This is a genomic window from Brenneria izadpanahii, from assembly GCF_017569925.1.
GTDB lineage: Bacteria > Pseudomonadota > Gammaproteobacteria > Enterobacterales > Enterobacteriaceae > Brenneria > Brenneria izadpanahii.
Genome location: NZ_CP050854.1, coordinates 249,284 through 274,560, shown reverse-complemented (window position 1 = coordinate 274,560; position 25,277 = coordinate 249,284). Strand labels below are relative to the sequence as shown.

The following is a 25,277-nucleotide window of genomic DNA, read 5'->3' as shown; positions in this document are numbered from 1 at the left end:
AGTCCACATCCGGCGTTGCAGGTGTTACATTGCACGCGGTCATCTTCCTCCCGATAGATTTCACGTTGCAGAATTAATACGCCGGCATGTGGAAGATAGAGGGAACATCGTAAAAAGGTAATCAAATGGCAAATACCGCAGCAGCCCTCCACATTCTGGTGGATACCGAGCAACAGGCCAACGACATCCTGGCTCAATTGGAACAAGGCGCAGATTTTCAGCAAATGGCGCAGAAATACTCAACCTGCCCGTCAAAGCGCAACGGCGGCGATTTAGGCGAATTCCGTAAAGGCGATATGGTCCCCGCCTTTGATAAAGCGGTTTTTTCCTGCGAGCTGCTAAAACCCGTGGGTCCGGTAAAAACCCAGTTCGGTTATCACCTGATTAAAGTGTTATACCGTAATTAAGACGCTCCCGGCCTTCCCCGGCAGCAGGGAAGGCCGATATCGCCGCTTACCCGATGGTCATCAGGCTGCTATTTCCTCCCGCCTTCGGCCCGGCGTCAGATGCTCTCTCGCCTGTTCACGCGATATCGGCGCAAGTTCGGTTTCAGGCCGCAGTTATCGCCGCCCGAATAAACGACGGCGGAAAATCCGGTTGCGTGAACATCAGAAATGGTTGATGGCTTTCTTCTTTCTGAGATTGCGGCATAATCTCTTCCGCTTCAATTTGGCAGGAGCTCGACCGAGGTATTCCAGGCGCGTCGATATCCCCCTCTGCGCCCCGTTCCGGCCAGAGACGGGATCCAGGGCTTACCGCACCATAGAGGGTGCGCAAAATAATAATGAAAGTGGAGAGTTGAATGACAATGAGCACACCCATGCTGGTGACTTTCTTGGTGTACATCTTCGGGATGGTACTCATCGGCCTGTTTGCTTACCGGGCGACCAACAATTTCGGCGATTACATTCTGGGCGGAAGAAGGATGGGGAGTCTGGTCACCGCGCTATCCGCCGGCGCATCGGACATGAGCGGCTGGTTATTGATGGGATTGCCCGGCGCCGTTTTCATTTCCGGTATTTCCGAAAGCTGGATCGCCATCGGCCTGACAATCGGCGCTTACCTGAACTGGCGCTGGGTTGCCGGCCGCCTGCGCGTTCACACTGAAGTCAATCACAACGCGCTGACGCTGCCGGATTACTTTACCCATCGTTTTGAAGACAAAAGCAAGCTGCTGCGCGTCATTTCCGCGCTGGTCATTCTGATCTTTTTCACCATTTACTGCGCTTCCGGCGTGGTCGCCGGCGCCCGCCTGTTTGAAAGCACCTTCGATATGAGCTACGACACCGCATTATGGGCGGGGGCCGCCGCAACCATCGCCTATACCTTTATCGGCGGTTTTCTGGCCGTAAGCTGGACGGATACCGTTCAGGCCAGCCTGATGATTTTCGCCCTGATCCTGACCCCGGTGATGGTGATCTTGTCGCTGGGCGGGATTGATAGCTCGCTCATGGTGATTGAAGCGAAAAACCCGGCCAATCTGGATATGTTCAAAGAGTTAAACTTTGTCGCCATCATCTCGCTGATGGGCTGGGGCCTGGGCTATTTCGGCCAGCCGCATATTCTTGCCCGTTTTATGGCCGCGGATTCTCACAAAACCATCCGCAGCGCGCGCCGCATCAGCATGACCTGGATGATCCTGTGCCTGGCTGGCGCCGTAACCGTCGGCTTCTTCGGCATCGCCTATTTTACCAACCACCCGGAACAGGCCGGCAACGTTTCGCACAACAGCGAACGGGTATTTATCGAACTGTCGATGCTGTTATTCAACCCGTGGATTGCCGGCGTGCTGCTGTCTGCGATTCTGGCGGCGGTAATGAGTACCCTGAGCTGCCAGTTGCTGGTGTGTTCAAGCGCGATCACCGAAGATTTATACAAACCCTTTCTGCGTAAAAATGCCAGCCAGAAAGAGCTGGTCTGGGTTGGCAGAGCCATGGTGCTGCTGGTGTCCGCTATCGCCATCGCCTTGTCCGCCGATCCGGAAAACCGGGTGCTGGGGCTGGTCAGCTATGCCTGGGCGGGATTCGGCGCCGCTTTTGGTCCGGTGATCCTGATTTCGCTGCTCTGGCCGCGCATGACGCGCAACGGCGCTTTGTTCGGGATGATCGTCGGCGCGGCCACCGTGCTTATCTGGAAACATTATGGCTGGCTGGGGCTATATGAAATTATTCCCGGTTTCCTGTTTAACTGCCTGACTATCGTTGTCGTCAGCCTGATGGGAAAAGCGCCGTCCAACGCGATTACCACGCGTTTCCATAAGGCGGAAGCGGAATTCAGATCGGTTTGACCTCAAACCGGGGGATAAAAAAGGGGTTTGACGATAAAGTCGCAACCGACTAATCCGTCATTCCCGTCTCAGCAGGGATCTTTCTGGTATCAAGTAGCTCCCCGCCAGCGCGGGGATGACGATGGAAGAGAGGCTTCGAGATGACGCCATAAAAAAAGCACAGCGGAAGCTGTGCTTTTTTCTTTCGCTATTGCCTGACGGGCGGATTAACCCGCGACGGCGATACGCTTCATATCCGTCATGTAGCCGCGCAGTTTGCGGCCGACGGCTTCGATCGGATGGTTGCGGATGGCTTCATTGATATCACGCAGCAGCGTGTTATCCACCGCGGTTACCGCAACCGCTTTGCCTAAATCGCCCGGCTGCAGCGAAGACATGAATTTCTCTTTCAGCAACGGCACCGCCGCGTTGGCAAACAGATAGTTGCCGTATTCAGCGGTGTCGGAGATAACCACGTTCATTTCATACAGACGCTTACGCGCGATGGTGTTCGCAATCAGCGGCAGCTCATGCAGAGATTCATAGTACGCGGATTCTTCGATGATGCCGGAACTAACCATGGTTTCGAACGCCAGTTCAACCCCGGCTTTCACCATAGCGATCATCAGTACGCCGTTATCAAAGTATTCTTGTTCATCGATCTTACCGTCAAACTGCGGCGCATTTTCAAAAGCGGTTTTGCCGGTTTCTTCACGCCAGGTCAGCAATTTGACATCGTCGTTCGCCCAGTCGGCCATCATACCGCTGGAGAACTCGCCGGAAATAATGTCATCCATGTGTTTCTGGAACAGCGGCGCCATAATGGATTTCAGCTGTTCAGACAGCGCATAGGCGCGCAGTTTCGCCGGATTGGACAGACGGTCCATCATCAGGGTGATGCCGCCCTGCTTCAGCGCTTCGGTAACGGTTTCCCAACCGAACTGAACCAGTTTTTCCGCATAGGCGGCATCGGCGCCGTCAGCGACCAGTTTGTCAAAGCACAGCAGGGAACCGGCCTGCAGCATACCGCACAGGATGGTCTGTTCGCCCATCAGGTCGGACTTCACTTCGGCGACGAAAGAGGATTGCAGAACGCCGGCGCGATGGCCGCCGGTCGCCGCGGCCCAGGCTTTGGCAATCGCCATGCCTTCGCCTTTCGGATCGTTTTCCGGGTGAACCGCGATCAGCGTCGGCACGCCGAATCCACGTTTGTATTCTTCACGCACTTCCGTGCCCGGACATTTCGGCGCCACCATAACAACGGTGATGTCTTTACGGATTTGTTCGCCCACTTCAACGATGTTGAAACCGTGGGAGTAGCCCAGCGCGGCGCCCTGTTTCATCAGCGGCTGAACGGCTTTGACAACGGCGGAGTGCTGTTTGTCCGGCGTTAGGTTAACCACCAAATCCGCCTGCGGGATCAGCTCCTCATAGGTGCCGACAGTAAAACCATTTTCGGTTGCTTTACGCCATGACGCGCGTTTTTCGCTAATCGCTTCCTGACGCAGCGCATAAGCGATATCCAGACCGGAATCACGCATGTTCAGTCCCTGGTTCAGGCCCTGCGCGCCACAGCCGACGATCACCACTTTTTTACCTTTCAGGTAGCTCGCTTCATCGGCGAATTCGTCGCGACCCATAAAACGACACTGACCTAATTGCGCCAGCTGCTGACGCAGGTTCAATGTGTTGAAATAGTTAGCCATGTGCTACTCCGTATGCTGTTTTGTTTGTCTGTTATTCAGAGGAAGGCTTCCCACTGATGGGAAACCATAATGACGCTATGATATGACAGGAAATGCGTTGCTTAAATTGATATATTAACAACGTCATGTTGCAAGATCTGCAAGGTAAAAATGAGGCCCGCATCGCATGGATTTACGTGATCTCAAATTATTTCTGCATTTGGCGGAAGGCCGCCATTTCGGACGCACGGCCAAAGCGATGCACATCAGCCCCTCCACGCTATCGCGCCAAATTCAACGGCTGGAGGACGAAATCGGCCAAGCGCTATTCCTGCGGGACAACCGTACCGTGCAGCTCACCGATACGGGGGAACATCTAAAACAGTTCGCCCAAAAAACGCTGCTGCAATATCAACAACTAAGACATGCCATTGGCCAGCGCGGACCGTCGTTAAGCGGCGAACTGCGGATTTTCTGTTCCGTCACTGCCGCTTACAGCCACCTGCCGCCGATTCTGGATCGTTTCCGCGCCGAGCACCCGCTGGTGGAAATCAAACTGACGACCGGCGATGCCGCCGATGCCGTCGATAAGGTACAGTCCAACGACGCCGATCTGGGTATCGCCGGGCACCCGGAAACGCTGCCCGCCAGCGTCGATTTCATGCCGATAGGCCAAATTCCGCTGGTGCTGATTGTCCCGGCCTTGCCTTGCCCGGTTCAGACGCAGGTCAGACAGCCTAATCCGGACTGGACGCAGATCCCTTTCGTCCTGCCGGAACACGGCCCGGTGCGTAAGCGTATCGACCTGTGGTTTCGCCGCCAGCATCTCACCAACCCGCAAATCTACGCCACCGTATCGGGCCATGAGGCGATGGTGTCGATGGTGGCGCTGGGCTGCGGCATCGCGCTTATCCCGGACGTAGTGCTGGAAAACAGCCCGGAGCCGGTACGCAACCGCGTTTCCGTGTTTGCCGAACAGGGCATGGAGCCCTTTGAACTGGGCGTCTGCGTGCAGAAAAAACGCCTCAGCGAACCGCTTATCGCGGCATTCTGGGAAACGTTGCAGGATAAATCGTGATATTTTCCTTACGCCACGTCTAGATCGCTCCGGCCGCACACGCCGGCGGCTCGTTTTACAGGGAAGTATGGATGAAATCGTATTTATTGGCGGCGATGCTGCTGCTCTCCGTCCCCGCGCTGGCGGCTACCATCGGCGGCAAGGTGGTGAAAGTCGTTGATGGCGACACTATCGTGGTGCGCCGGAACGGCGTCAACTACCGTATCCGCATGCTGGGCGTCGATGCGCCGGAATATCACCAGCCCTACGGTAAAGAGTCCCGCCGGGCGCTGGACAGGCAAGTCGGCGGGAGATGGGTGACGGTACAGTATGATGACAAAGATCGGTACGATCGCTACCTGGGCACGGTCTATTACCGGAACCGCAATATCAACGTAAGCCTGCTGCGCAACGGCCAGGCATGGGTATACAAATACCACCGGAACGACTATGCATTAATGCGCCATGAAAACGCGGCTCGCCGGCAGCGGCTGGGCCTGTGGCGTCATCCCTATCCCCAGTCTCCCTGGGCGTACCGCCAAACGCACTGACGTTATGCCGCGCTCCCGTCTCTTGCGGTTGAGATGGCGTGTTCGCCGGGTAAACGACCGGCATGGCTCCCCGTCTACCGTTCAAACCATTTGTCCGCGGAGAAGACGCGCGCGCCTGACGCCTCCGTTTCCTGTGCGGCTTTTTTCATGGTTTCGATATTCATCAGGTAGTGATAAAGCGGCTCAAGCTGGGTAAATCCCCGCGCCAGCGTCGTAACCAAATCAGCGGAGAAAAGCGGCTCCATATCCTGGCTGGTATGAATAGCGGCGAATGATTTACGGTTATACCAGTTGGCCAACTCCGCCGGCAGCTCTTTAATCAGCGGGCGTTTGTAACTTTCCCCTTCCAGTGCGAACCTATCCTTTAAGCAGTTGGCGACTGCAAGGAATTGCTGCGGGTTGCCGCGCACCGTTTGGCGGAACAGTTCCATCGTGTTACGCGTTGCGCAGTAATAGCCCAAACCATAACGCCAAAAATCCGGAGCGATCTCAAAAAAATAGGATGGCGCATCCGTCCAGTCTTTACGCGTACGTTTGAATGTCAGCCACATCTGACTGCGATAGCGTGATTTATCGTGGGAAAAACGGGTATCGCGGTGAATACGGGAGAGCGTTTTGCCGATAGCCGGGCGGGTTTCAAACCGATCGTCGATCGGCAACATGGTCAGACTAAGCGCATCCACCAGCGCGCGAAATGGCGATAGCAGTTGCTCTTCATAAACCTGGCGGTGTTCGTCAAACCATGCCTTATCATTCTGCTGACGTACCTGCTGGAGAAACGTCAATCCCTGCTGGGAAAAGCCCTTGAAATGCGTTGCCATCGTTTTACATCATCAGTGTTGCGCATAGAATGACATTAAAGATAGCGCCCCCGCCGGTGAAACACCACCGGGAACGCTATTCGGCAACGCATCAAACACTACCCTGCCAGAAAGAAACGAAATGACGGGTTATTGGTTTCGTCGTGGCATTCATAACCCAGATCGTGCAGATGTTTCTCAAACTCCGGATCGCCCGCTTCCAGTTCGAACGCCGCCAGCACCCGGCCAAAATCCGTACCGTGGCTGCGGTAGTGGAATAGTGAAATATTCCAATGCGTACCCAGCGTATTCAGGAATTTCAGCAGCGCGCCCGGCGATTCAGGAAATTCAAAGCTATACAGCCTTTCCTGCAGCGGTTTCGAAGGCCGTCCCCCCACCATATAACGCACATGCAGCTTGGCCATTTCGTCATCGGACAAGTCCACGACCTCATAGCCGCCCGCAGACAGCTCGGCGATGATCTCGTCGCGTTCGGCATGACCGCGCGTCAGACGCACACCGGCAAAGATGCAGGCGTCTTTCTCGTTCGCATAGCGATAGTTGAATTCGGTAACGGAGCGGCCGCCCAGCAGTTGGCAAAACTTAAGAAAACTGCCTTTTTTCTCCGGGATCGTCACCGCCAGCAGCGCTTCCCGCTGTTCGCCAAGTTCACAACGCTCGGAAACATAGCGCAGACCGTGGAAATTGACGTTGGCGCCGGACAGCACATGCGCCAGGCGTTCGCCCTGAATCTGATGCTGCTGGATGTATTTCTTCATTCCCGCCAGCGCCAGCGCGCCGGAAGGCTCGGCAATCGCGCGCACATCTTCAAACAGGTCTTTGACCGCCGCACAGATGGCATCGCTGTCGACGGTGATCACGTCGTCCAGATATTCCCGGCACAGGCGGAACGTTTCGTCGCCGACGCGCTTAACCGCCACGCCTTCGGCAAACAGCCCCACACGCGCCAGATCGACCGGATGACCGGCATCCAGCGCGGCGCGCAGGCAGGCGGAGTCTTCCGCCTCTACCCCGATAACTTTAATCTGCGGCATCAGCTGTTTGATCAGCACGGCGACCCCTGCCGCCAGCCCGCCGCCGCCGACCGGCACAAATACCCGGTCCAGATGCGCATCCTGCTGTAGCAGTTCCATCGCCAGCGTACCCTGACCGGCGATAACCGCCGGGTGATCGAACGGCGGTAAAAACGTCATTTTCTGCTGCTGCGACAGTTCAATGGCTTTGGCTTTCGCCTCGTCGAAGTTCGCGCCATGCAGCAGCACCTCGCCGCCAAAGCCGCGCACCGCGTCGACTTTGATATCGGCCGTTGCCACCGGCATGACGATCAGTGAGTTAATGCCCAGTTTACTGGCGGAAAGCGCCACGCCTTGCGCGTGGTTGCCGGCGGAAGCGGTTATCACGCCGTGGGATTTCTGTTCGTCGCTCAGCCCGGCCATCATCGCGTACGCGCCGCGCAGCTTAAAGCTGTGCACCGCATGCCGATCCTCGCGCTTCACCAAAATGACATTACCCAGCCGTGAAGAAAGTTTGTCCATTTTCTCCAGCGGCGTAACCTGCGTGACTTCATAAACCGGCGAACGCAGGATCGCCCGCAGATACTCCGCCCCGCAGGGAGCGGAGGGAAGTGGTTGCGACACAGCCATGGTTAGCCTCCCAGCTTACTCTTGTCACGGACGGCGCCTTTATCGGCGCTGGTTGCCAGGCTGGCATAAGCGCGCAGCGCAAAAGAGACCTGACGATCGCGATTACGCGGCGTCCAGGCCGCATCGCCCCGCGCCAGTTCGGCTTCACGACGGCTTGCCAGTTCATTTTCCGGCACGTCCAATGCGATGCTGCGGCCAGGAATATCAATAGCAATCATATCCCCGTCTTCCACCAGCCCGATGAGTCCGCCGCTGGCGGCTTCGGGAGAAGCATGGCCGATGGACAAACCGGATGTCCCGCCGGAGAACCGACCGTCGGTGATCAACGCACAGGCCTTGCCCAATCCCATCGACTTCAGGAAGCTGGTGGGATACAACATTTCCTGCATGCCCGGACCGCCTTTCGGCCCTTCGTAGCGAATGACCACCACGTCGCCGGCCACGACCTTGCCGCCCAGAATCGCTTCGACCGCGTCATCCTGGCTTTCATAAACTTTCGCCGGACCGCGGAAAACCAGGCTGCCTTTGTCCACACCCGCCGTTTTCACGATACAGCCGTCTTCCGCCAGATTGCCGTACAGCACGGCCAAACCGCCGTCCTGACTATAGGCAAACTCGCGGGAGCGAATACAGCCATCCTTACGGTCGACATCCAGCGAATCCCAACGGCAGCTCTGCGAGAACGCCTGCGTGGTGCGGATACCGGCAGGACCGGCGGAGTACATGCGTTTCACGCCGTCGTCTTTCGTCACCATCACATCATATGCTTCGATGGTTTCCGGCAGGCTCTTGCCCAGCACGTTGCGCACGTCGCGATGCAGCAGGCCGGCGCGATCCAGTTCGCCCAGAATGCCGATCACCCCGCCGGCGCGGTGCACGTCTTCCATATGATATTTCTGCGTGCTCGGCGCCACTTTGCACAGGTGGGGAACTTTACGCGACAGACGATCGATATCTTCCATGGCGAAATCGACCTCCCCTTCCTGCGCCGAAGCCAGCAGATGCAGAACGGTATTCGTCGAACCGCCCATGGCGATATCCAGCGTCATGGCATTCTCAAACGCCGCCTTGGTGGCAATGCTGCGCGGCAACACGCTTTCATCATCTTGTTCGTAGTAGCGTTTGGTCAATTCGACGATGCGCGTACCGGCTTCCAGAAACAGATTTTTACGATCGGCGTGGGTCGCCAGCAGGGAACCGTTGCCCGGCAGCGACAGGCCCAGCGCCTCGGTCAGGCAGTTCATGGAGTTGGCGGTAAACATACCGGAACAGGAGCCGCAGGTCGGGCAGGCGGAACGTTCAATCTGTTCGCTATCGGCATCGCTGACTTTCGGGTTCGCCCCCTGGATCATGGCATCGACCAGATCCAGCTTGATCAGTTGATCGGAAAGCTTGGTTTTGCCCGCTTCCATCGGACCGCCGGATACGAAAATCACCGGAATATTCAGCCGCAGCGCGGCCATCATCATTCCCGGGGTGATTTTGTCGCAGTTGGAAATGCACACCATGGCATCGGCGCAGTGCGCATTCACCATGTATTCAACCGAATCGGCAATCAGTTCACGTGAAGGCAGAGAATAGAGCATGCCGCCATGCCCCATAGCGATACCGTCATCAACCGCAATAGTATTGAACTCTTTCGCCACGCCGCCGGAGGCTTCGATTTGCTCGGCAACCAGTTTGCCCATATCGCGCAAATGCACATGACCCGGTACGAACTGGGTGAATGAGTTAACCACCGCGATAATCGGCTTGCCAAAATCGTTGTCGGTCATTCCGGTGGCTCGCCACAAGGCTCGGGCGCCGGCCATATTACGGCCGTGCGTGGTCGTGGCTGAACGGTACTTAGGCATACTCTTGTTACTCCAGTATTAACTTAATGGGTGATGACAAAGCGCGCCATCACCAGAATCTGTCTGTCATAATGGGCCGATTAACGGTTAACCGGATCCAGCCAGCCCCATTTATCTTCTGTTTCGCCGGTAAACAGGCCGAAAAACGCCTGTTGCAGTTTTTTGGTTACCGGGCCGCATTTGCCGATACCGACCTGAATGCCGTCGACGCTGCGAACCGGCGTGATTTCAGCCGCGGTGCCGGACATAAAGACTTCGTCGGCCAGATACAGCGATTCACGCGACAACACCTGTTCACGGATCTCAAGACCTAATGTTTTCGCCAGCTTGATGATGGCATCGCGCGTAATACCCGGTAGCGCGGAAGAGGTAAACGGCGGCGTGAAAAGAATGCCGTCTTTCACTTCAAACAGGTTTTCGCCCGCGCCTTCGGACACGTAGCCATGCACATCCAGCGCAATCCCTTCCTGATAGCCATGACGGCGGGCTTCACTGCCGACCAGCAGAGAGGACAGATAGTTCCCGCCCGCTTTAGCGGCGGTAGGAATGGTATTCGCGGCGGCGCGGTGCCACGACGACACCATGGCGTCAATCCCCTGATCCAACGCGTCTTCGCCCAAATAAGCGCCCCATGGGAACGCCGCGATGATCACATCCGGTTTGTAGCCGTCCGGCGGGTTAACGCCCATGCCGACATCGCCGACGAATACCAGCGGACGGATATAGGCGCCGGTCAGATTGTTTTTACGGATCGTCTCGCGGCAGGCTTCCATCAGCTCATCAACGCTCTGCTGCAACGGCATACGGTAAATCTTCGCCGAGTCATGCAGGCGCTGCATATGTTCACGGTGGCGGAACACCGCCGGCCCGTTATTCGTGTTATAACAACGAATGCCTTCAAAGACGGAAGTGCCGTAATGCAAGGCGTGTGACATAACGTGAACTTTGGCGTCCGCCCACGGAACCATCTCCCCGTTAAACCAAATGTAGTCAGCTTTCTTGGTCATTCTTTATTTTCCTTACTCTGTATGTTAGGCGCTGAACTGCTGAGATGTTGTCATTGGCTGAATTTCAACATAAGCAATATCCAGCAGTTTACTCAACTGCGCCGACAATAAATCTATCGGACGATGACTGGCAACGGTCAGTTCAATATTGATGTGATCGTTGGTATTGGCGCTCTGCGCCATGTTCATGGCGCAGACACGGAAACCACGGTGGCGGGCGATGCGCAATACACGTTCCAGAATCTCTGGGCGAAAGCGGGCCTGAATCGAAAGCTGATGGTGTGTCATTCTATTTTCTCCAGCTATTATTCTGTTTTATCTAACATCGTTTCATTTCCGGCGCCGGGCGGCACCAACGGCCAGACATTCTCGTATTCATCAATGGAAACATGCAGCAGGTATGGCCCGTCGCTGTTAAACAGGGCATCTAGCGCGTCATCGATCTGGTCTTTACGGCTGATACGCTGGCCTGGGATATCAAAGGCGCTTGCCAGCGTGAGGAAATCGGGATTATCAGAAAGGTTGGTTTCACTATAACGTTCATCAAAAAACAGCTGTTGCCACTGTCGAACCATGCCTAATCGTTGGTTATCCAGCAGAACAATCTTCAGCGGCAACCGTTTTCGCTTGATGGTGCCCAACTCTTGAATGTTCATCATAAAAGAGCCGTCACCCGAAATACAGATCACCATATCGTCAGGCCGGGCTACCTGGGCTCCTACGGCGGCGGGTACGCCGAATCCCATAGTGCCCAGACCACTGGAAGTGATGAAGTTCTCAGGGCGGGTGAACGTCATATGCTGAGCCGTCCACATTTGGTGCTGGCCGACATCCGTCGTCACCACCGTATTCGCCGTTTTGCGATCGGAGATGGCCTTCAGTAAGGCAGGCGCATAAATTGCCTGGCCGGGATGATCATAACGCCATGGATACTCGGCTTTCATCATCACCGCCTGCCGCCGCCATTGGTCGATGTTCAGCGGTTGTTGCAACGCAGGCAACAACGCGTTCAGATCGCCCTGCAGCTCAACATTAGCCTGACGCAGCTTACTCATCTCGGCGGGGTCGATATCCATATGGATAACGCCGGCATGCGGCGCAAACGTATTCAGCTTACCGGTCACCCTGTCGTCAAAACGGGCGCCTACGGCAATCAGCAGGTCGCATTGCTGCACCATCAGATTTGCGGCTTTCGTACCGTGCATTCCAATCATACCTAGATAATAGGGATGATTGGCATCCACGCTCCCCAGTCCTTTCAACGTCACAACGGATGGCATGTCGGTCGTGGAAATAAACTCACGCAGCGCCGGAACCGCCCGCGCCATACCAACCCCGCCGCCGATATACAATACCGGCTTCTGCGCTTGTGCCAGCATTTTTCTGGCCTGTTCCATCGCGTGTCCGGGAAAATCGAAGTGGGTATCGACAGGCGCAAAATTCGGCGTGAAATCGCCCTCGGCCAACTGAATGTCTTTGGGAATATCAACCAGAACCGGCCCCGGCCGACCGCTGCCGGCGATCGCGAACGCTTCGGCCATCACCTCTGGCAGCGATTCCAACGACTCAACCAGAAAACTGTGCTTGGTGCAGGCCAGAGAAAGACCTAACACGTCGATTTCCTGAAAGGCATCCGTACCGATAAACCCTGAGCCGACCTGACCGGTAATAGCCACAATGGGAACCGAATCCAGCAATGCGTCGGCCAATCCGGTGATCAGGTTTGTCGCTCCGGGGCCGGAAGTCGCAATGCATACGCCGGTTTTACCGGTTGCGCGGGCATAGCCGATCGCCGCCATTGCCGCGCCTTGCTCGTGACGACACAATAGATGCTCTACGCCGCCGTCATACAGTGCATCATAGACCGGCATAATCGCGCCTCCAGGATAACCAAAAACGGTTTCCACTCCCTGCGCCCGCAGCGCTTGTACCACCCATTGAGCCCCTGTCATCGTTATTTCCCCAACTTCTTGCGGGAATAACAGAATATTGCACTACTAACCATCATCTGTTCCCTTACGTTATGTATTTACGCCCAACAAAAAACCCCCGACCTTTCGGTGCGGGGGTTTTCTTGAATTCGGGCTTGATTACTAAGCCATTCGTCGTCCAAGTGCTGCCCCGCACGGTGGGATAATAATCACCACCACGCTAATCACGACTAGGCTAATCACTAGGGAGAAGGCTTTCATAAATTGAGTGTTCATTAATCTACTGTCGAACGAATGCCTACAGAGTTATCACAATCAGGCATGATATGACAACAATTTTTTCGGTGTTTTTCTGTCGAACAGAATAAGAACGACCAAAAAGCAGAATATAATCATCAGGTAGCGGATGCTCTGATGAATTTCGTTGCAATCGGGAATCTGAACGGTTCGGCGATTGATTAGCATACTAATGATAACACGGTTACGCTGTAAGCTTGTGCCATGACCCAACCGGGGTGGTGCTGGCGACGATTATATCAGTTTGCTCTGTAAGATGTAGACGTCAATATCAGGATCGCGCCATAGGGAGCCGCGCGGCCTGGTTGATAAAACGGCGCAACGCGATGATCCCTGTTTTGCGATAAGCCGCGCACTCATCAAGCAATAAATTGATAAATAAAATATTTATTCAAAACAGCCACACAAAAACATTATCCCCTCATTCCACTGTTTGCCCGTTATTACGCATCATGCCCCCCTAAGCAAAAGGGGAACAGTATGTCACTGGCAGTTACCTATACTCGGGCGATGATAGGCGTGCAGGCGCCGGATGTATCCATCGAGGTACATATCAGCAATGGATTACCCGCCCTCACGCTGGTAGGATTGCCCGAAACTACCGTCAAAGAGGCGCGCGATCGTGTACGCAGCGCGCTCATCAACTGCGGTTTCTCATTTCCGGCCAAGCGTATTACGGTCAATCTGGCTCCGGCCGACCTTCCCAAAGAAGGAGGTCGTTATGACCTCCCCATCGCCTTAGCCATTCTCGCCGCCTCAGAGCAGATAAAAGGGGAAAGGCTAACCCACTATGAGTTTCTCGGCGAACTAGGCCTTTCAGGCACGCTACGAGCCGTCAACGGCGCAATTCCCGCAGCGCTGGAAGCGATAAAATCAGGCCGCCAGTTAATCCTGCCCGCAGGCAACCAGCAGGAAATGACGCTAATCCCTCAAGGAGAAGCCCTGATGGCCGATCACCTGCTGCAGGTTTGCGCATTTCTGCAAGGTGAGGAAGAGCTGCGCCGTTGCAGCGGCGATCGCCAGGAAGAACAGGTCGACGACGATATACTCGATCTGAAAGAAATTATCGGCCAGGAACAGGCAAAGCGTGCATTGGAGATTACCGCGGCCGGCGGACATAACCTGCTGCTGCTCGGTCCGCCGGGAACGGGGAAAACCATGTTGGCCAGCCGGCTTGGCAACCTGATGCCGCCGCTGAGCGATGAGGAAGCACTGGAAAGCGCGGCGATCAATAGCCTGATAAATATCGATGCCACCATGACGCGATGGCGCACCCGGCCGTTCAGAGCGCCGCACCACAGCGCATCCATGACGGCGCTGGTTGGCGGCGGCTCTCTGCCGAAACCGGGTGAAATTTCTCTGGCGCACAACGGCGTGCTGTTTCTTGATGAGTTACCCGAATTTGAGCGGCGCGTTTTGGATTCACTCCGCGAACCGCTGGAATCAGGAGAAATCATTATTTCCCGCGCCCGGGCAAAAGTTTGCTATCCCGCCAGATTCCAGTTGGTTGCAGCAATGAACCCCAGCCCCTCCGGACATTATCAGGGTATCCATAACCGGCTGCCAGCACAGCAGATTCTACGCTATCTCAGCAAACTTTCCGGCCCATTTCTCGATCGCTTTGATATCTCCATCGAGGTTCCCTTACTGCCGCCGGGCATACTACGCCAGCAGACCTGCCAAGGGGAAAGCAGCGCGGTCGTCAGAGAACGTGTATTGTCCGCCCGGCAGAGACAACTTGAACGAGCCAATAAAATTAACGCGCGTCTAAGACCTAACGAGATAGAAAAATATTGTCAGCTATCCGCGGATGACGCCGCCTACCTGGAAGAGGTGATGGGTAGACTGGGGCTATCCGTGCGAGCCTGGCACCGGATACTGAAAGTGGCGCGCACCATTGCCGATCTCGGCGGGCAAACGGATATACACAGAAAACATCTCGCAGAAGCGCTGAGCTACCGGTGTATGGATCGGCTGCTTATACAACTCCATAAAAACCTGGGATGAAAACAGACAGAGCAAAAGCCCAAAAGAAAGGGATTACGTCCGTAGATTGTTGGCAAGGCAGCCTTGCGTCATTCCTGCGTAAACAGAAATCTTCCTGATACAACGCACGGCCAGAAAGCAGATCCCCGCCTGCGCGGGGATGACAATGGAAGAGAGGGGGTTGTCAGTAATCTCAAGGGGCTTGCGCCCCGGTCTTTAATTAATCGTCACTTTCGGTGTACTCTTCCACCGCGTCCATTTGCGGCTTACCGCCAGACAATGTGTGGAAGCGTTTAGGACGACGAATACGATCCATATACTTAGACCATATTTTTTCCATATCCGTTTCAGCCTTACGTTCACCGCGACACATCGCAACAAACTGGACTTCTTCCTCAGTGACAGGTTGACGCTTACCCAGATCAAGTTCGTTAAAAGCATAACCATGGCGCTCCAGCAGTTGTGCTTCTTTAATGGTAAAGTCGCCGTGCCGGGAAAAACCACGTGGGTAAAACTTGTTATCGAAAAAACGATTATTGGTAGAGAAGCTTTCCGCCATCTTACACGCTCCTAATTCTCTTATGGTCGTGCTGTTTATGGCGCGGAGTATTAGATAGGCTTGACATTGTGTAAAACAAAACATTTAAATCATTACGACAAAAATTTTTGGAGATAGACGTGGATACCGAATTACTGAAAACCTTTCTGGAAGTCAGCAGGACAAGACACTTCGGTCGGGCCGCGGAATCGCTCTACCTGACGCAGTCTGCTGTTAGTTTTCGCATCCGTCAGTTAGAGAACCAACTAGGTGCAAATTTATTCACTCGCCATCGCAATAATATTCGCCTGACGCCGGCAGGAGAGCGGCTTTTACCCTATGCGGAAAATCTGATTGGCACCTGGCAACTGGCGAAAAAAGAAGTTGTTCGCTCGCAGCAGCATAGCCTGCTTTCAATCGGAGCGACCGCCTCGCTATGGGAAGCGTATCTGACGCCGTGGTTGCAGTCGCTTTATAAACAACGGCCAATGCTGCAACTAGAAGCGCGCATCGCGCTACGCCATTCACTGGTAAAACAGCTTCACGAACGTCAGTTGGATCTGCTCATCACCACGGAACAACCCAAAATGGACGAACTGGCAAGCCAGCTACTCGGCAATTTTTCACTATCGCTGTTTACTTCGGGAAGTAGCGAGGCCAATCAAAAATTGCCCTACATTAAGCTGGAGTGGGGAGCTGACTTTCATCAGCAGGAAAGCCGTCTGCTAGTCAGCGACACGGTCCCGGTGCTGACGACAACCTCAGCGCATCTGACCCGCCAGTTACTCGAAACAACCGGCGGCTGCGCATTTTTACCCAGCCATTGGGCGCAGCAATACGCTCAGTTGAAAATCTTGGAAGATACACAGCCTGTCGTTCGTCCGTTTTATGCCGTTTGGTTAGAAAACAGCGATCAGCAGGCGCTGATCCGGCAATTGCTAAAAACACCGATTATGATCGCCGCATAGTTTGTGTTGCTAACATCAGCTTAAGCGCGCCTGGCTGACCAGAACGTGCTTAATGTTTTTTCAATCCGGAGCTCGTCTAATTAAAATTAGACTATTTAAAAATACCGAAACGGATTGGCATAGGATCAATAAATGAATTCATTTCAACCGATAATTTTAATAATAGCTCGATGTTCTGTTATGCCGTAGAAAAACTCGAAAAGTAAACGCGTCCCTAATACTCACAGGATTAGCCCAAAAGCCTTAAAAAGTATTTCTTTCGATACACGTAAAGCTCCAGCTGATATGATCTGAAAAATACAATCACCCCACTCCTATTGGTGCAACGCCCCATCAACCGAGCGTTTCTGCCAAACTGATCGCCCTTCGATTCAATAAATGCTTATATCGATATGGTATGGAACCAGCCATATAACATATTAACAACAACGATTTTCTTCAAGTTCGAGTCGGTTTCATAAAATCAGATAATAAATATGATTCACATCTGGAAGGTTTTCAGTTCATCTTCTCTCCAGGATCGAATCTCCATTTTAAACTCACACTTAACCGCTTTCAGCTAACATAAATCTAGGTTCAAAGAATATAGAAATAGATAGAGTTATTGGATAAATATGAATGAATAATTGACCAGGAAACTACAGGAGAAGGAGAAGGAGAAAAAGTAAAAGGAAAACAAAGAAGTGAAAGGAAAAATTAAGACGAAAAAAAAACCCTTCATATATTAATGAAGGGTTTTTATCTGGCAGGGGCGGAGAGACTCGAACTCCCAACACCCGGTTTTGGAGACCGGTGCTCTACCAATTGAACTACGCCCCTAAATAGGGTGGCGGAACGGACGGGACTCGAACCCGCGACCCCCTGCGTGACAGGCAGGTATTCTAACCAACTGAACTACCGCTCCACCGATTCTGTTACGCGTATCTTCCTGATACCGCCCTTCCGGGCCAGCTTTCCACTGCTTGGATCCGCTTTAGGATCCTCGATTATCGAAGATCAATTCGATAATCCGTATTTGATGCCTGGCAGTTCCCTACTCTCACATGGGGAGACCCCACACTACCATCGGCGCTTCGGCGTTTCACTTCTGAGTTCGGCATGGGGTCAGGTGGGACCACCGCGCTATCGCCGCCAGGCAAATTCTGTTTTATCCCAACCGTCGCAGTTTTCTCTGCAACCATCGGAACCAATCTTCGAACAAGCTGAACTTCTCTGAGTCTATTCGTATCATCCTGATACTCACCCCCACGGGGCCAGTGCTCCGCACCGTTCAAAATCGTTACCGACGATTTTGTCTCTCTAAAACACCTTCGGTGTTGTAAGGTTAAGCCTCTCGGGTCATTAGTACTGGTTAGCTCAACGTCTCGCAACGCTTACACACCCAGCCTATCTACGTCGTCGTCTTCAACGGCCCTTCAGGGGACTTAAAGTCCCAGGGAAGACTCATCTCGAGGCAAGTTTCCCGCTTAGATGCTTTCAGCGGTTATCTCTTCCGCACGTAGCTACCGGGCAATGCAATTGGCATCACAACCCGTACACCAGTGGTGCGTTCACTCCGGTCCTCTCGTACTAGGAGCAACCCCTCTCAATCTTCCAACGCCCACGGCAGATAGGGACCGAACTGTCTCACGACGTTCTAAACCCAGCTCGCGTACCACTTTAAATGGCGAACAGCCATACCCTTGGGACCTACTTCAGCCCCAGGATGTGATGAGCCGACATCGAGGTGCCAAACACCGCCGTCGATATGAACTCTTGGGCGGTATCAGCCTGTTATCCCCGGAGTACCTTTTATCCGTTGAGCGATGGCCCTTCCATTCAGAACCACCGGATCACTAAGACCTGCTTTCGCACCTGCTCGAGCCGTCACTCTCGCAGTCAAGCTAGCTTATGCCTTTGCACTAACCTCCTGATGTCCGACCAGGATTAGCTAACCTTCGTGCTCCTCCGTTACTCTTTGGGAGGAGACCGCCCCAGTCAAACTACCCACCAGACACTGTCCGCAACCCCGCTCAGGGGCCCACGTTAGAACATCGAACATTAAAGGGTGGTATTTCAAGGTTGGCTCCACGCAGACTGGCGTCCACGCTTCAAAGCCTCCCACCTATCCTACACATCAAGGCTCAAGGTTCAGTGTCAAGCTATAGTAAAGGTTCACGGGGTCTTTCCGTCTTGCCGCGGGTACACTGCATCTTCACAGCGAGTTCAATTTCACTGAGTCTCGGGTGGAGACAGCCTGGCCATCATTACGCCATTCGTGCAGGTCGGAACTTACCCGACAAGGAATTTCGCTACCTTAGGACCGTTATAGTTACGGCCGCCGTTTACCGGGGCTTCGATCAAGAGCTTCGCCCAAAGGCTGACCCCATCAATTAACCTTCCGGCACCGGGCAGGCGTCACACCGTATACGTCCACTTTCGTGTTTGCACAGTGCTGTGTTTTTATTAAACAGTTGCAGCCAGCTGGTATCTGCGACTGGTCTCAGCTCCATCCGCGAGGGACTTCACCAAATCCAGCGTGCCTTCTCCCGAAGTTACGGCACCATTTTGCCTAGTTCCTTCACCCGAGTTCTCTCAAGCGCCTGAGTATTCTCTACCTGACCACCTGTGTCGGTTTGGGGTACGATTGCGTGTTGCCTGGAGCTTAGAGGCTTTTCCTGGAAGCGTAGCATCGGTTACTTCGTCACCGTGGTGACTCGTCATCACGCCTCAGTGTTAACAGTGTTCCGGATTTACCAAAAACACCCACCTGCACGCTTAAACCGGGACAACCGTCGCCCGGCCAACCTAGCTTTCTCCGTCCCCCCTTCGCAGCAACACCCAGTACAGGAATATTAACCTGTTTCCCATCGACTACGCTTTTCAGCCTCGCCTTAGGGGTCGACTCACCCTGCCCCGATTAACGTTGGACAGGAACCCTTGGTCTTCCGGCGTGCGGGTTTTTCACCCGCATTATCGTTACTTATGTCAGCATTCGCACTTCTGATACCTCCAGCAACCCTCACGGGCCACCTTCGCAGGCTTACAGAACGCTCCCCTACCCAACAACGCCTAAGCGTCGCTGCCGCAGCTTCGGTGCATGGTTTAGCCCCGTTACATCTTCCGCGCAGGCCGACTCGACCAGTGAGCTATTACGCTTTCTTTAAATGATGGCTGCTTCTAAGCCAACATCCTGGCTGTCTGGGCCTTCCCACATCGTTTCCCACTTAACCATGACTTTGGGACCTTAGCTGGCGGTCTGGGTTGTTTCCCTCTTCACGACGGACGTTAGCACCCGCCGTGTGTCTCCCGTGATAACATTCTACGGTATTCGCAGTTTGCATCGAGTTGGTAAGTCGGGATGACCCCCTAGTCGAAACAGTGCTCTACCCCCGTAGATGAGTTCACGAGGCGCTACCTAAATAGCTTTCGGGGAGAACCAGCTATCTCCCGGTTTGATTGGCCTTTCACCCCCAGCCACAGGTCATCCGCTAATTTTTCAACATTAGTCGGTTCGGTCCTCCAGTTAGTGTTACCCAACCTTCAACCTGCCCATGGCTAGATCACCGGGTTTCGGGTCTATACTCTGCAACTTAACGCCCAGTTAAGACTCGGTTTCCCTGCGGCTCCCCTATTCGGTTAACCTTGCTACAGAATATAAGTCGCTGACCCATTATACAAAAGGTACGCAGTCACCCTGATAAATCAAGGCTCCCACTGCTTGTACGTACACGGTTTCAGGTTCTATTTCACTCCCCTCGCCGGGGTTCTTTTCGCCTTTCCCTCACGGTACTGGTTCACTATCGGTCAGTCAGGAGTATTTAGCCTTGGAGGATGGTCCCCCCATCTTCAGACAGGATATCACGTGTCCCGCCCTACTCATCGAACTCACAATCTGTGCATTTTTGTGTACGGGACTATCACCCTCTGTCGTGCGACTTTCCAGACGCTTCCACTAACACACAAACTGATTCAGGTTCTGGGCTTTTCCCCGTTCGCTCGCCGCTACTGGGGGAATCTCGGTTGATTTCTTTTCCTCGGGGTACTGAGATGTTTCAGTTCCCCCGGTTCGCCTCATCACACTATGTATTCATGTGATGATAATGTGTCGAAACACACTGGGTTTCCCCATTCGGGTATCGTCGGCTGTTACGGTTCATATCACCTTACCGACGCTTTTCGCAGATTAGCACGCCCTTCATCGCCTCTGACTGCCTAGGCATCCACCGTGTACGCTTAGTCGCTTAACCTCACAACCCGAAGGTGTTTCGTAAAACACATTCGCATTGCGATTATTTGAGAGACTCTGATACAACCAAACCACATCCCGCTACGAGACAGGTTCAGCCGCATCGTTTCAAATTTCAGCTTGTTCCAGATTGTTAAAGAGCAAATATCATAAAACCTGACTATTGCTAATCAGCTTTAGGATATGACGTAAGTAATCATTTCATGACTTACTGGATGACCCCCGCTTTCACCGGACTGGTCGGATGCACTGGCGTCCCCTAGGGGATTCGAACCCCTGTTACCGCCGTGAAAGGGCGGTGTCCTGGGCCTCTAGACGAAGGGGACCCGAAATTTGCCTGTCGAATCACCGATTCGATAATTTCGGGTAGAGGCGAGATTTTCCAGAGAAAATCGAGCGACATTGTTGTTTGTCGCCGCACTCTACCGGATAACGCTTTTGCTCATGACGTTCATCAGACAATCTGTGTGGACACTGCACTACCTGTATCAGGCTTTTGGTAAGGAGGTGATCCAACCGCAGGTTCCCCTACGGTTACCTTGTTACGACTTCACCCCAGTCATGAATCACAAAGTGGTAAGCGCCCCCCCGAAGGTTAAGCTACCTACTTCTTTTGCAACCCACTCCCATGGTGTGACGGGCGGTGTGTACAAGGCCCGGGAACGTATTCACCGTAGCATTCTGATCTACGATTACTAGCGATTCCGACTTCATGGAGTCGAGTTGCAGACTCCAATCCGGACTACGACGCACTTTATGAGGTCCGCTTGCTCTCGCGAGGTCGCTTCTCTTTGTATGCGCCATTGTAGCACGTGTGTAGCCCTACTCGTAAGGGCCATGATGACTTGACGTCATCCCCACCTTCCTCCGGTTTATCACCGGCAGTCTCCTTTGAGTTCCCGACCAAATCGCTGGCAACAAAGGATAAGGGTTGCGCTCGTTGCGGGACTTAACCCAACATTTCACAACACGAGCTGACGACAGCCATGCAGCACCTGTCTCACGGTTCCCGAAGGCACTAAGGCATCTCTGCCAAATTCCGTGGATGTCAAGAGTAGGTAAGGTTCTTCGCGTTGCATCGAATTAAACCACATGCTCCACCGCTTGTGCGGGCCCCCGTCAATTCATTTGAGTTTTAACCTTGCGGCCGTACTCCCCAGGCGGTCGACTTAACGCGTTAGCTCCGGAAGCCACGGTTCAAGACCACAGCCTCCAAGTCGACATCGTTTACGGCGTGGACTACCAGGGTATCTAATCCTGTTTGCTCCCCACGCTTTCGCACCTGAGCGTCAGTCTTCGTCCAGGGGGCCGCCTTCGCCACCGGTATTCCTCCAGATCTCTACGCATTTCACCGCTACACCTGGAATTCTACCCCCCTCTACGAGACTCTAGCCTGCCAGTCTTGAATGCAGTTCCCAGGTTAAGCCCGGGGATTTCACATCCAACTTAACAGACCGCCTGCGTGCGCTTTACGCCCAGTCATTCCGATTAACGCTTGCACCCTCCGTATTACCGCGGCTGCTGGCACGGAGTTAGCCGGTGCTTCTTCTGCGGGTAACGTCAATGAATAAGGCTATTAACCTTATCCCCTTCCTCCCCGCTGAAAGTGCTTTACAACCCGAAGGCCTTCTTCACACACGCGGCATGGCTGCATCAGGGTTTCCCCCATTGTGCAATATTCCCCACTGCTGCCTCCCGTAGGAGTCTGGACCGTGTCTCAGTTCCAGTGTGGCTGGTCATCCTCTCAGACCAGCTAGGGATCGTCGCCTAGGTGGGCCATTACCCCGCCTACTAGCTAATCCCATCTGGGTTCATCCGATGGTGTGAGGCCCGAAGGTCCCCCACTTTGGTCTTGCGACGTTATGCGGTATTAGCTACCGTTTCCAGTAGTTATCCCCCTCCATCGGGCAGATCCCCAGACGTTACTCACCCGTCCGCCGCTCGCCGGCAAAGAAGCAAGCTTCTTCCCGCTGCCGCTCGACTTGCATGTGTTAGGCCTGCCGCCAGCGTTCAATCTGAGCCATGATCAAACTCTTCAATTTAAGATTTGTTTGATTCGCTTAATTAAAAGCTATGCTCAAAGAATTAATAACTGTTTATTCGTAATGAATTTACTGTTGTCACTCTTCAAGACTTTTTTACATCGTTGCCGATACGGTCTTGTGAGTGCCCACACAGATTGTCTGATTGAATTGTTAAAGAGCAGTGCCACAATATCCTGTGGCGCGGGCGGCATATACTATGCTTTTCCGCAGTGAAGTCAAGCGATTATTGCCTGGCTTCCGACTTGCCGCACAACAGCGCGAGCGCCGTTGCCGTGTCAGTGGGAGCGCATTATAGGGACTTCTCGGCGGCTGACAAGCGCTAAATGAAAAAAAGCGGTTGAGTGCGTTTTTTTTCGGCAACTCGCCCGGAAAGACAACGTTATGCGGACTTTTTAAGCGTTAATTGCCCAAAGTCATGAGCGAAACGCGTTACCTGCTCCCAGTCGGTATATTCGACTTCTTTACTACTATCCGTTTCACCACCGGTCATATGCATAATCAACTGGATCATAATGCGATCGAACCACCGATAGCGAGGATAGCGCAACGCTCCCGCGAATACGCCGCACAGGTCTGGTTCCCACGGCGAGTTCAACAGAAATTTACGCGTATAAACGTTAGTCTGTAGCGAGCGTTTCTCTGGCTTACGCGCCGTAAGATTTACTGAGAAGAACGCGCTGGGTATCTGCCGTAAGCGCGTCAGATGCCGCCGGATAAACTTATTTACCGCCGGATTAAAGCGGCCATACCGCACTGATGCGCCAATCAGGATCCGATCGTATTTAGCCAAATCAATGTCATTCGCACTTAATAAACTGATGACATCACACTCCAACGTGCCTTTCAGCAAGTTGGCGATATAAGAGGCTATCTCTCTTGTCTGGCCGTCCCTACTGGAAAATAATATCAAAGCTTTCATTGCGCTATTCCGTCCGTTTTATTCCCGCCAGAACGTTGGCGTAAACAAGACTAAAAGAGTAAATACCTCTAAACGTCCGAACAGCATCGTCAAAATCAGTATCCACTTTGCCGCATCATTCATTGAGGTAAAATTATCCGCCACAACGCCCAGCCCTGGCCCTAAATTATTCAGCGTCGCCGCGACAGCGGCAAAAGCGGAAAAATCATCCACGCCTGTCGCGATGACGGCCAGCATACTGACAATGAAGACTAGCGCATAGGCGGAGAAGAAGCCCCAAACGGCTTCCAATATCCGCTCCGGCAACGCGCGATTGCCTAACTTAATGGTGTAGACCGCATTAGGATGAACCAGCCTTTTCAATTCACGCGAGCCTTGCAGGAAAAGCAGCAGGATGCGGATCACTTTCAAACCGCCCCCGGTTGAACCGGCGCACCCGCCAATAAATGCGGAACACAGCAGCAATACCGGTAAGAAAAGCGGCCAGGAGGCAATACTATCCGTGGTGAAGCCAGCGGTTGTCGCCATCGACACTACTTGGAAAAAGGCCTGATTCAGCGTCTGCATACCACTGGCATAGACGTTGTGAAACCACAGCATTACGGTACACACCGCGACCAGCGACATCTGCACGAAGATAAACATGCGGAATTCGGGATCGCGCCAGTAAACCTTGATGCTGCGCCCGCTCAACACCGCGAAGTGCAAGCCGAAGTTACAGCCGGAAATCAACAGAAATATCGCGATGATGGTGTTAATCATCGGGTTGTTAAAATAGCCGATGCTGGCGTCATGGGTAGAAAAACCGCCGACCGCAACGGTTGAGAAACTATGGCTGATAGCATCAAAAACAGGCATTCCCGCCAACCAAAGCGAAACCGCGCACGCCACGGTAAGCAGAACATAAATCAGCCATAGGGTTTTCGCCGTATCGGCAATTCTGGGGCGCATTTTATTATCTTTCAACGGCCCCGGCATTTCGGCACGATAGAGCTGCATCCCGCCGACGCCCAGGATAGGCAGGATAGCCACGGCCAGAACGATGATCCCCATCCCGCCGAACCATTGCAGCATTTGCCGATAGAACAGAATCGCTTTCGGTAACGAGTCCAACCCCACCAGCGTCGTTGCGCCGGTCGTGGTTAATCCGGAAAAGGACTCAAAAAAAGCGTCGGTCAGGCCGAGGTTGGGATGTTCCGCGAACAGAAAAGGCAGCGCACCGACGCTACCCAGCACCGTCCAGAATAATACGACGATCAGGAACCCTTCCCGTGATTTCAACTCATGCTTTTGCTTTCTGTTCGGCAGCCAAAGCACAATACCGATAACCAGCGCGACCAGAAAAGTTTGGGTGAAAGCCCGTCCGGCGCCATCACGATAGATCAGGGCCACCAGCCCCGGGATGAACATTGTCCCGGAAAAAAGGATAACCAGCAGACCCACAATACGGGTTATGGCGCGCAAATGCATTGCAAAGAATTC

18 protein-coding genes, 3 tRNA genes and 3 rRNA genes are annotated in these 25,277 nt (G+C 53.7%); 6 read left to right on the top strand and 18 right to left on the bottom strand.

The annotated features are described in order from the left end of the window. Positions 1-125: 125 nt before the first annotated feature. Entirely contained in the window at positions 126-407 is a 282-nt protein-coding gene (gene ppiC / locus HC231_RS01240; protein WP_208229379.1) for a peptidylprolyl isomerase PpiC, read from the top strand. A gap of 142 nt (positions 408-549) precedes the next feature. Here the strand turns inward: ppiC and HC231_RS01235 are convergent, their stop codons facing one another. Continuing rightward, a complete protein-coding gene (locus HC231_RS01235; protein ID WP_208229378.1) occupies positions 550-822 on the bottom strand; it encodes a hypothetical protein in 273 nt (90 codons plus the stop codon). Here HC231_RS01235 and putP point away from each other — a divergent pair. Further along, entirely contained in the window at positions 803-2,287 is a 1,485-nt protein-coding gene (gene putP / locus HC231_RS01230; RefSeq protein WP_208229377.1) for a sodium/proline symporter PutP, read from the top strand. The genes HC231_RS01235 and putP overlap by 20 nt on opposite strands. Before the next feature lie 206 nt (positions 2,288-2,493). Here the strand turns inward: putP and ilvC are convergent, their stop codons facing one another. Further along, a complete protein-coding gene (ilvC, locus tag HC231_RS01225; RefSeq protein WP_208229376.1) occupies positions 2,494-3,972 on the bottom strand; it encodes a ketol-acid reductoisomerase in 1,479 nt (492 codons plus the stop codon). 166 nt (positions 3,973-4,138) lie between these two features. Here ilvC and ilvY point away from each other — a divergent pair, with 166 nt between their 5' ends. After that, positions 4,139-5,029 (top strand): HTH-type transcriptional activator IlvY, encoded by an 891-nt coding sequence (gene ilvY, locus HC231_RS01220; RefSeq protein ID WP_208229375.1) that lies wholly within the window; start codon positions 4,139-4,141, stop codon positions 5,027-5,029. Between the two features lie 71 nt (positions 5,030-5,100). Then, positions 5,101-5,559 carry a thermonuclease family protein gene (locus tag HC231_RS01215; RefSeq protein WP_208229374.1) on the top strand — a complete coding sequence of 153 codons (459 nt, stop codon included), beginning with the start codon at positions 5,101-5,103 and terminating at the stop codon, positions 5,557-5,559. Positions 5,560-5,633: 74 nt separating this feature from the next. Here the strand turns inward: HC231_RS01215 and HC231_RS01210 are convergent, their stop codons facing one another. The 7 genes from HC231_RS01210 to ilvL form a co-directional block, all read right to left on the bottom strand. Further along, positions 5,634-6,380, bottom strand: a complete 747-nt coding sequence (locus tag HC231_RS01210) for a DUF2461 domain-containing protein (protein ID WP_208229373.1) — start codon at positions 6,378-6,380, stop codon at positions 5,634-5,636. 98 nt (positions 6,381-6,478) lie between these two features. Beyond that, positions 6,479-8,023, bottom strand: coding sequence for a threonine ammonia-lyase, biosynthetic (gene ilvA, locus HC231_RS01205; protein WP_208229372.1), 1,545 nt, complete (start codon positions 8,021-8,023; stop codon positions 6,479-6,481). A gap of 2 nt (positions 8,024-8,025) precedes the next feature. Beyond that, positions 8,026-9,876, bottom strand: coding sequence for a dihydroxy-acid dehydratase (gene ilvD / locus HC231_RS01200; protein ID WP_208229371.1), 1,851 nt, complete (start codon positions 9,874-9,876; stop codon positions 8,026-8,028). Positions 9,877-9,956: 80 nt separating this feature from the next. Continuing rightward, positions 9,957-10,883 carry a branched-chain amino acid transaminase gene (locus HC231_RS01195; RefSeq protein ID WP_208229370.1) on the bottom strand — a complete coding sequence of 309 codons (927 nt, stop codon included), beginning with the start codon at positions 10,881-10,883 and terminating at the stop codon, positions 9,957-9,959. Positions 10,884-10,907: 24 nt separating this feature from the next. Further along, a complete protein-coding gene (gene ilvM / locus HC231_RS01190; RefSeq protein WP_208229369.1) occupies positions 10,908-11,171 on the bottom strand; it encodes an acetolactate synthase 2 small subunit in 264 nt (87 codons plus the stop codon). A 17-nt stretch (positions 11,172-11,188) separates the two neighbouring features. Next, positions 11,189-12,835, bottom strand: coding sequence for an acetolactate synthase 2 catalytic subunit (gene ilvG / locus HC231_RS01185; protein ID WP_208229368.1), 1,647 nt, complete (start codon positions 12,833-12,835; stop codon positions 11,189-11,191). 141 nt (positions 12,836-12,976) lie between these two features. After that, positions 12,977-13,075 (bottom strand): ilv operon leader peptide, encoded by a 99-nt coding sequence (gene ilvL, locus HC231_RS01180; RefSeq protein WP_071778504.1) that lies wholly within the window; start codon positions 13,073-13,075, stop codon positions 12,977-12,979. Positions 13,076-13,591: 516 nt separating this feature from the next. Here ilvL and HC231_RS01175 point away from each other — a divergent pair. Next, positions 13,592-15,118, top strand: coding sequence for a YifB family Mg chelatase-like AAA ATPase (locus tag HC231_RS01175; protein WP_208229367.1), 1,527 nt, complete (start codon positions 13,592-13,594; stop codon positions 15,116-15,118). 199 nt (positions 15,119-15,317) lie between these two features. Here HC231_RS01175 and HC231_RS01170 read toward each other — a convergent pair whose 3' ends face one another. Next, positions 15,318-15,656 (bottom strand): MaoP family protein, encoded by a 339-nt coding sequence (locus tag HC231_RS01170; protein ID WP_208229366.1) that lies wholly within the window; start codon positions 15,654-15,656, stop codon positions 15,318-15,320. Positions 15,657-15,775: 119 nt separating this feature from the next. Here HC231_RS01170 and hdfR point away from each other — a divergent pair, with 119 nt between their 5' ends. After that, positions 15,776-16,603: an HTH-type transcriptional regulator HdfR gene (gene hdfR, locus HC231_RS01165; protein ID WP_208229365.1), complete on the top strand. Its 828-nt coding sequence runs from the start codon at positions 15,776-15,778 to the stop codon at positions 16,601-16,603. A 743-nt stretch (positions 16,604-17,346) separates the two neighbouring features. Here hdfR and HC231_RS01160 read toward each other — a convergent pair. The 8 genes from HC231_RS01160 to trkH all read right to left on the bottom strand — a co-directional run bounded on the left by HC231_RS01160 (position 17,347) and on the right by trkH (position 25,265). Next, positions 17,347-17,422 (bottom strand) — tRNA-Trp (locus HC231_RS01160). Between the two features lie 8 nt (positions 17,423-17,430). After that, positions 17,431-17,507, bottom strand: a tRNA-Asp gene (locus HC231_RS01155). A 116-nt stretch (positions 17,508-17,623) separates the two neighbouring features. Next, positions 17,624-17,739: ribosomal RNA gene (gene rrf / locus HC231_RS01150) — 5S ribosomal RNA — on the bottom strand. A gap of 184 nt (positions 17,740-17,923) precedes the next feature. Continuing rightward, positions 17,924-20,832, bottom strand: a 23S ribosomal RNA gene (locus HC231_RS01145). 249 nt (positions 20,833-21,081) lie between these two features. Then, positions 21,082-21,157, bottom strand: a tRNA-Glu gene (locus HC231_RS01140). A gap of 174 nt (positions 21,158-21,331) precedes the next feature. Then, positions 21,332-22,873 (bottom strand): 16S ribosomal RNA (locus HC231_RS01135). Together the 16S, 23S and 5S rRNA genes with 3 tRNA genes alongside form the textbook arrangement of a ribosomal RNA operon. Positions 22,874-23,255: 382 nt before the next feature. Beyond that, a complete protein-coding gene (hemG, locus tag HC231_RS01130) occupies positions 23,256-23,795 on the bottom strand; it encodes a menaquinone-dependent protoporphyrinogen IX dehydrogenase (protein WP_208229364.1) in 540 nt (179 codons plus the stop codon). Between the two features lie 18 nt (positions 23,796-23,813). Further along, entirely contained in the window at positions 23,814-25,265 is a 1,452-nt protein-coding gene (trkH, locus tag HC231_RS01125; RefSeq protein ID WP_208229363.1) for a Trk system potassium transporter TrkH, read from the bottom strand. Positions 25,266-25,277 lie beyond the last annotated feature (12 nt).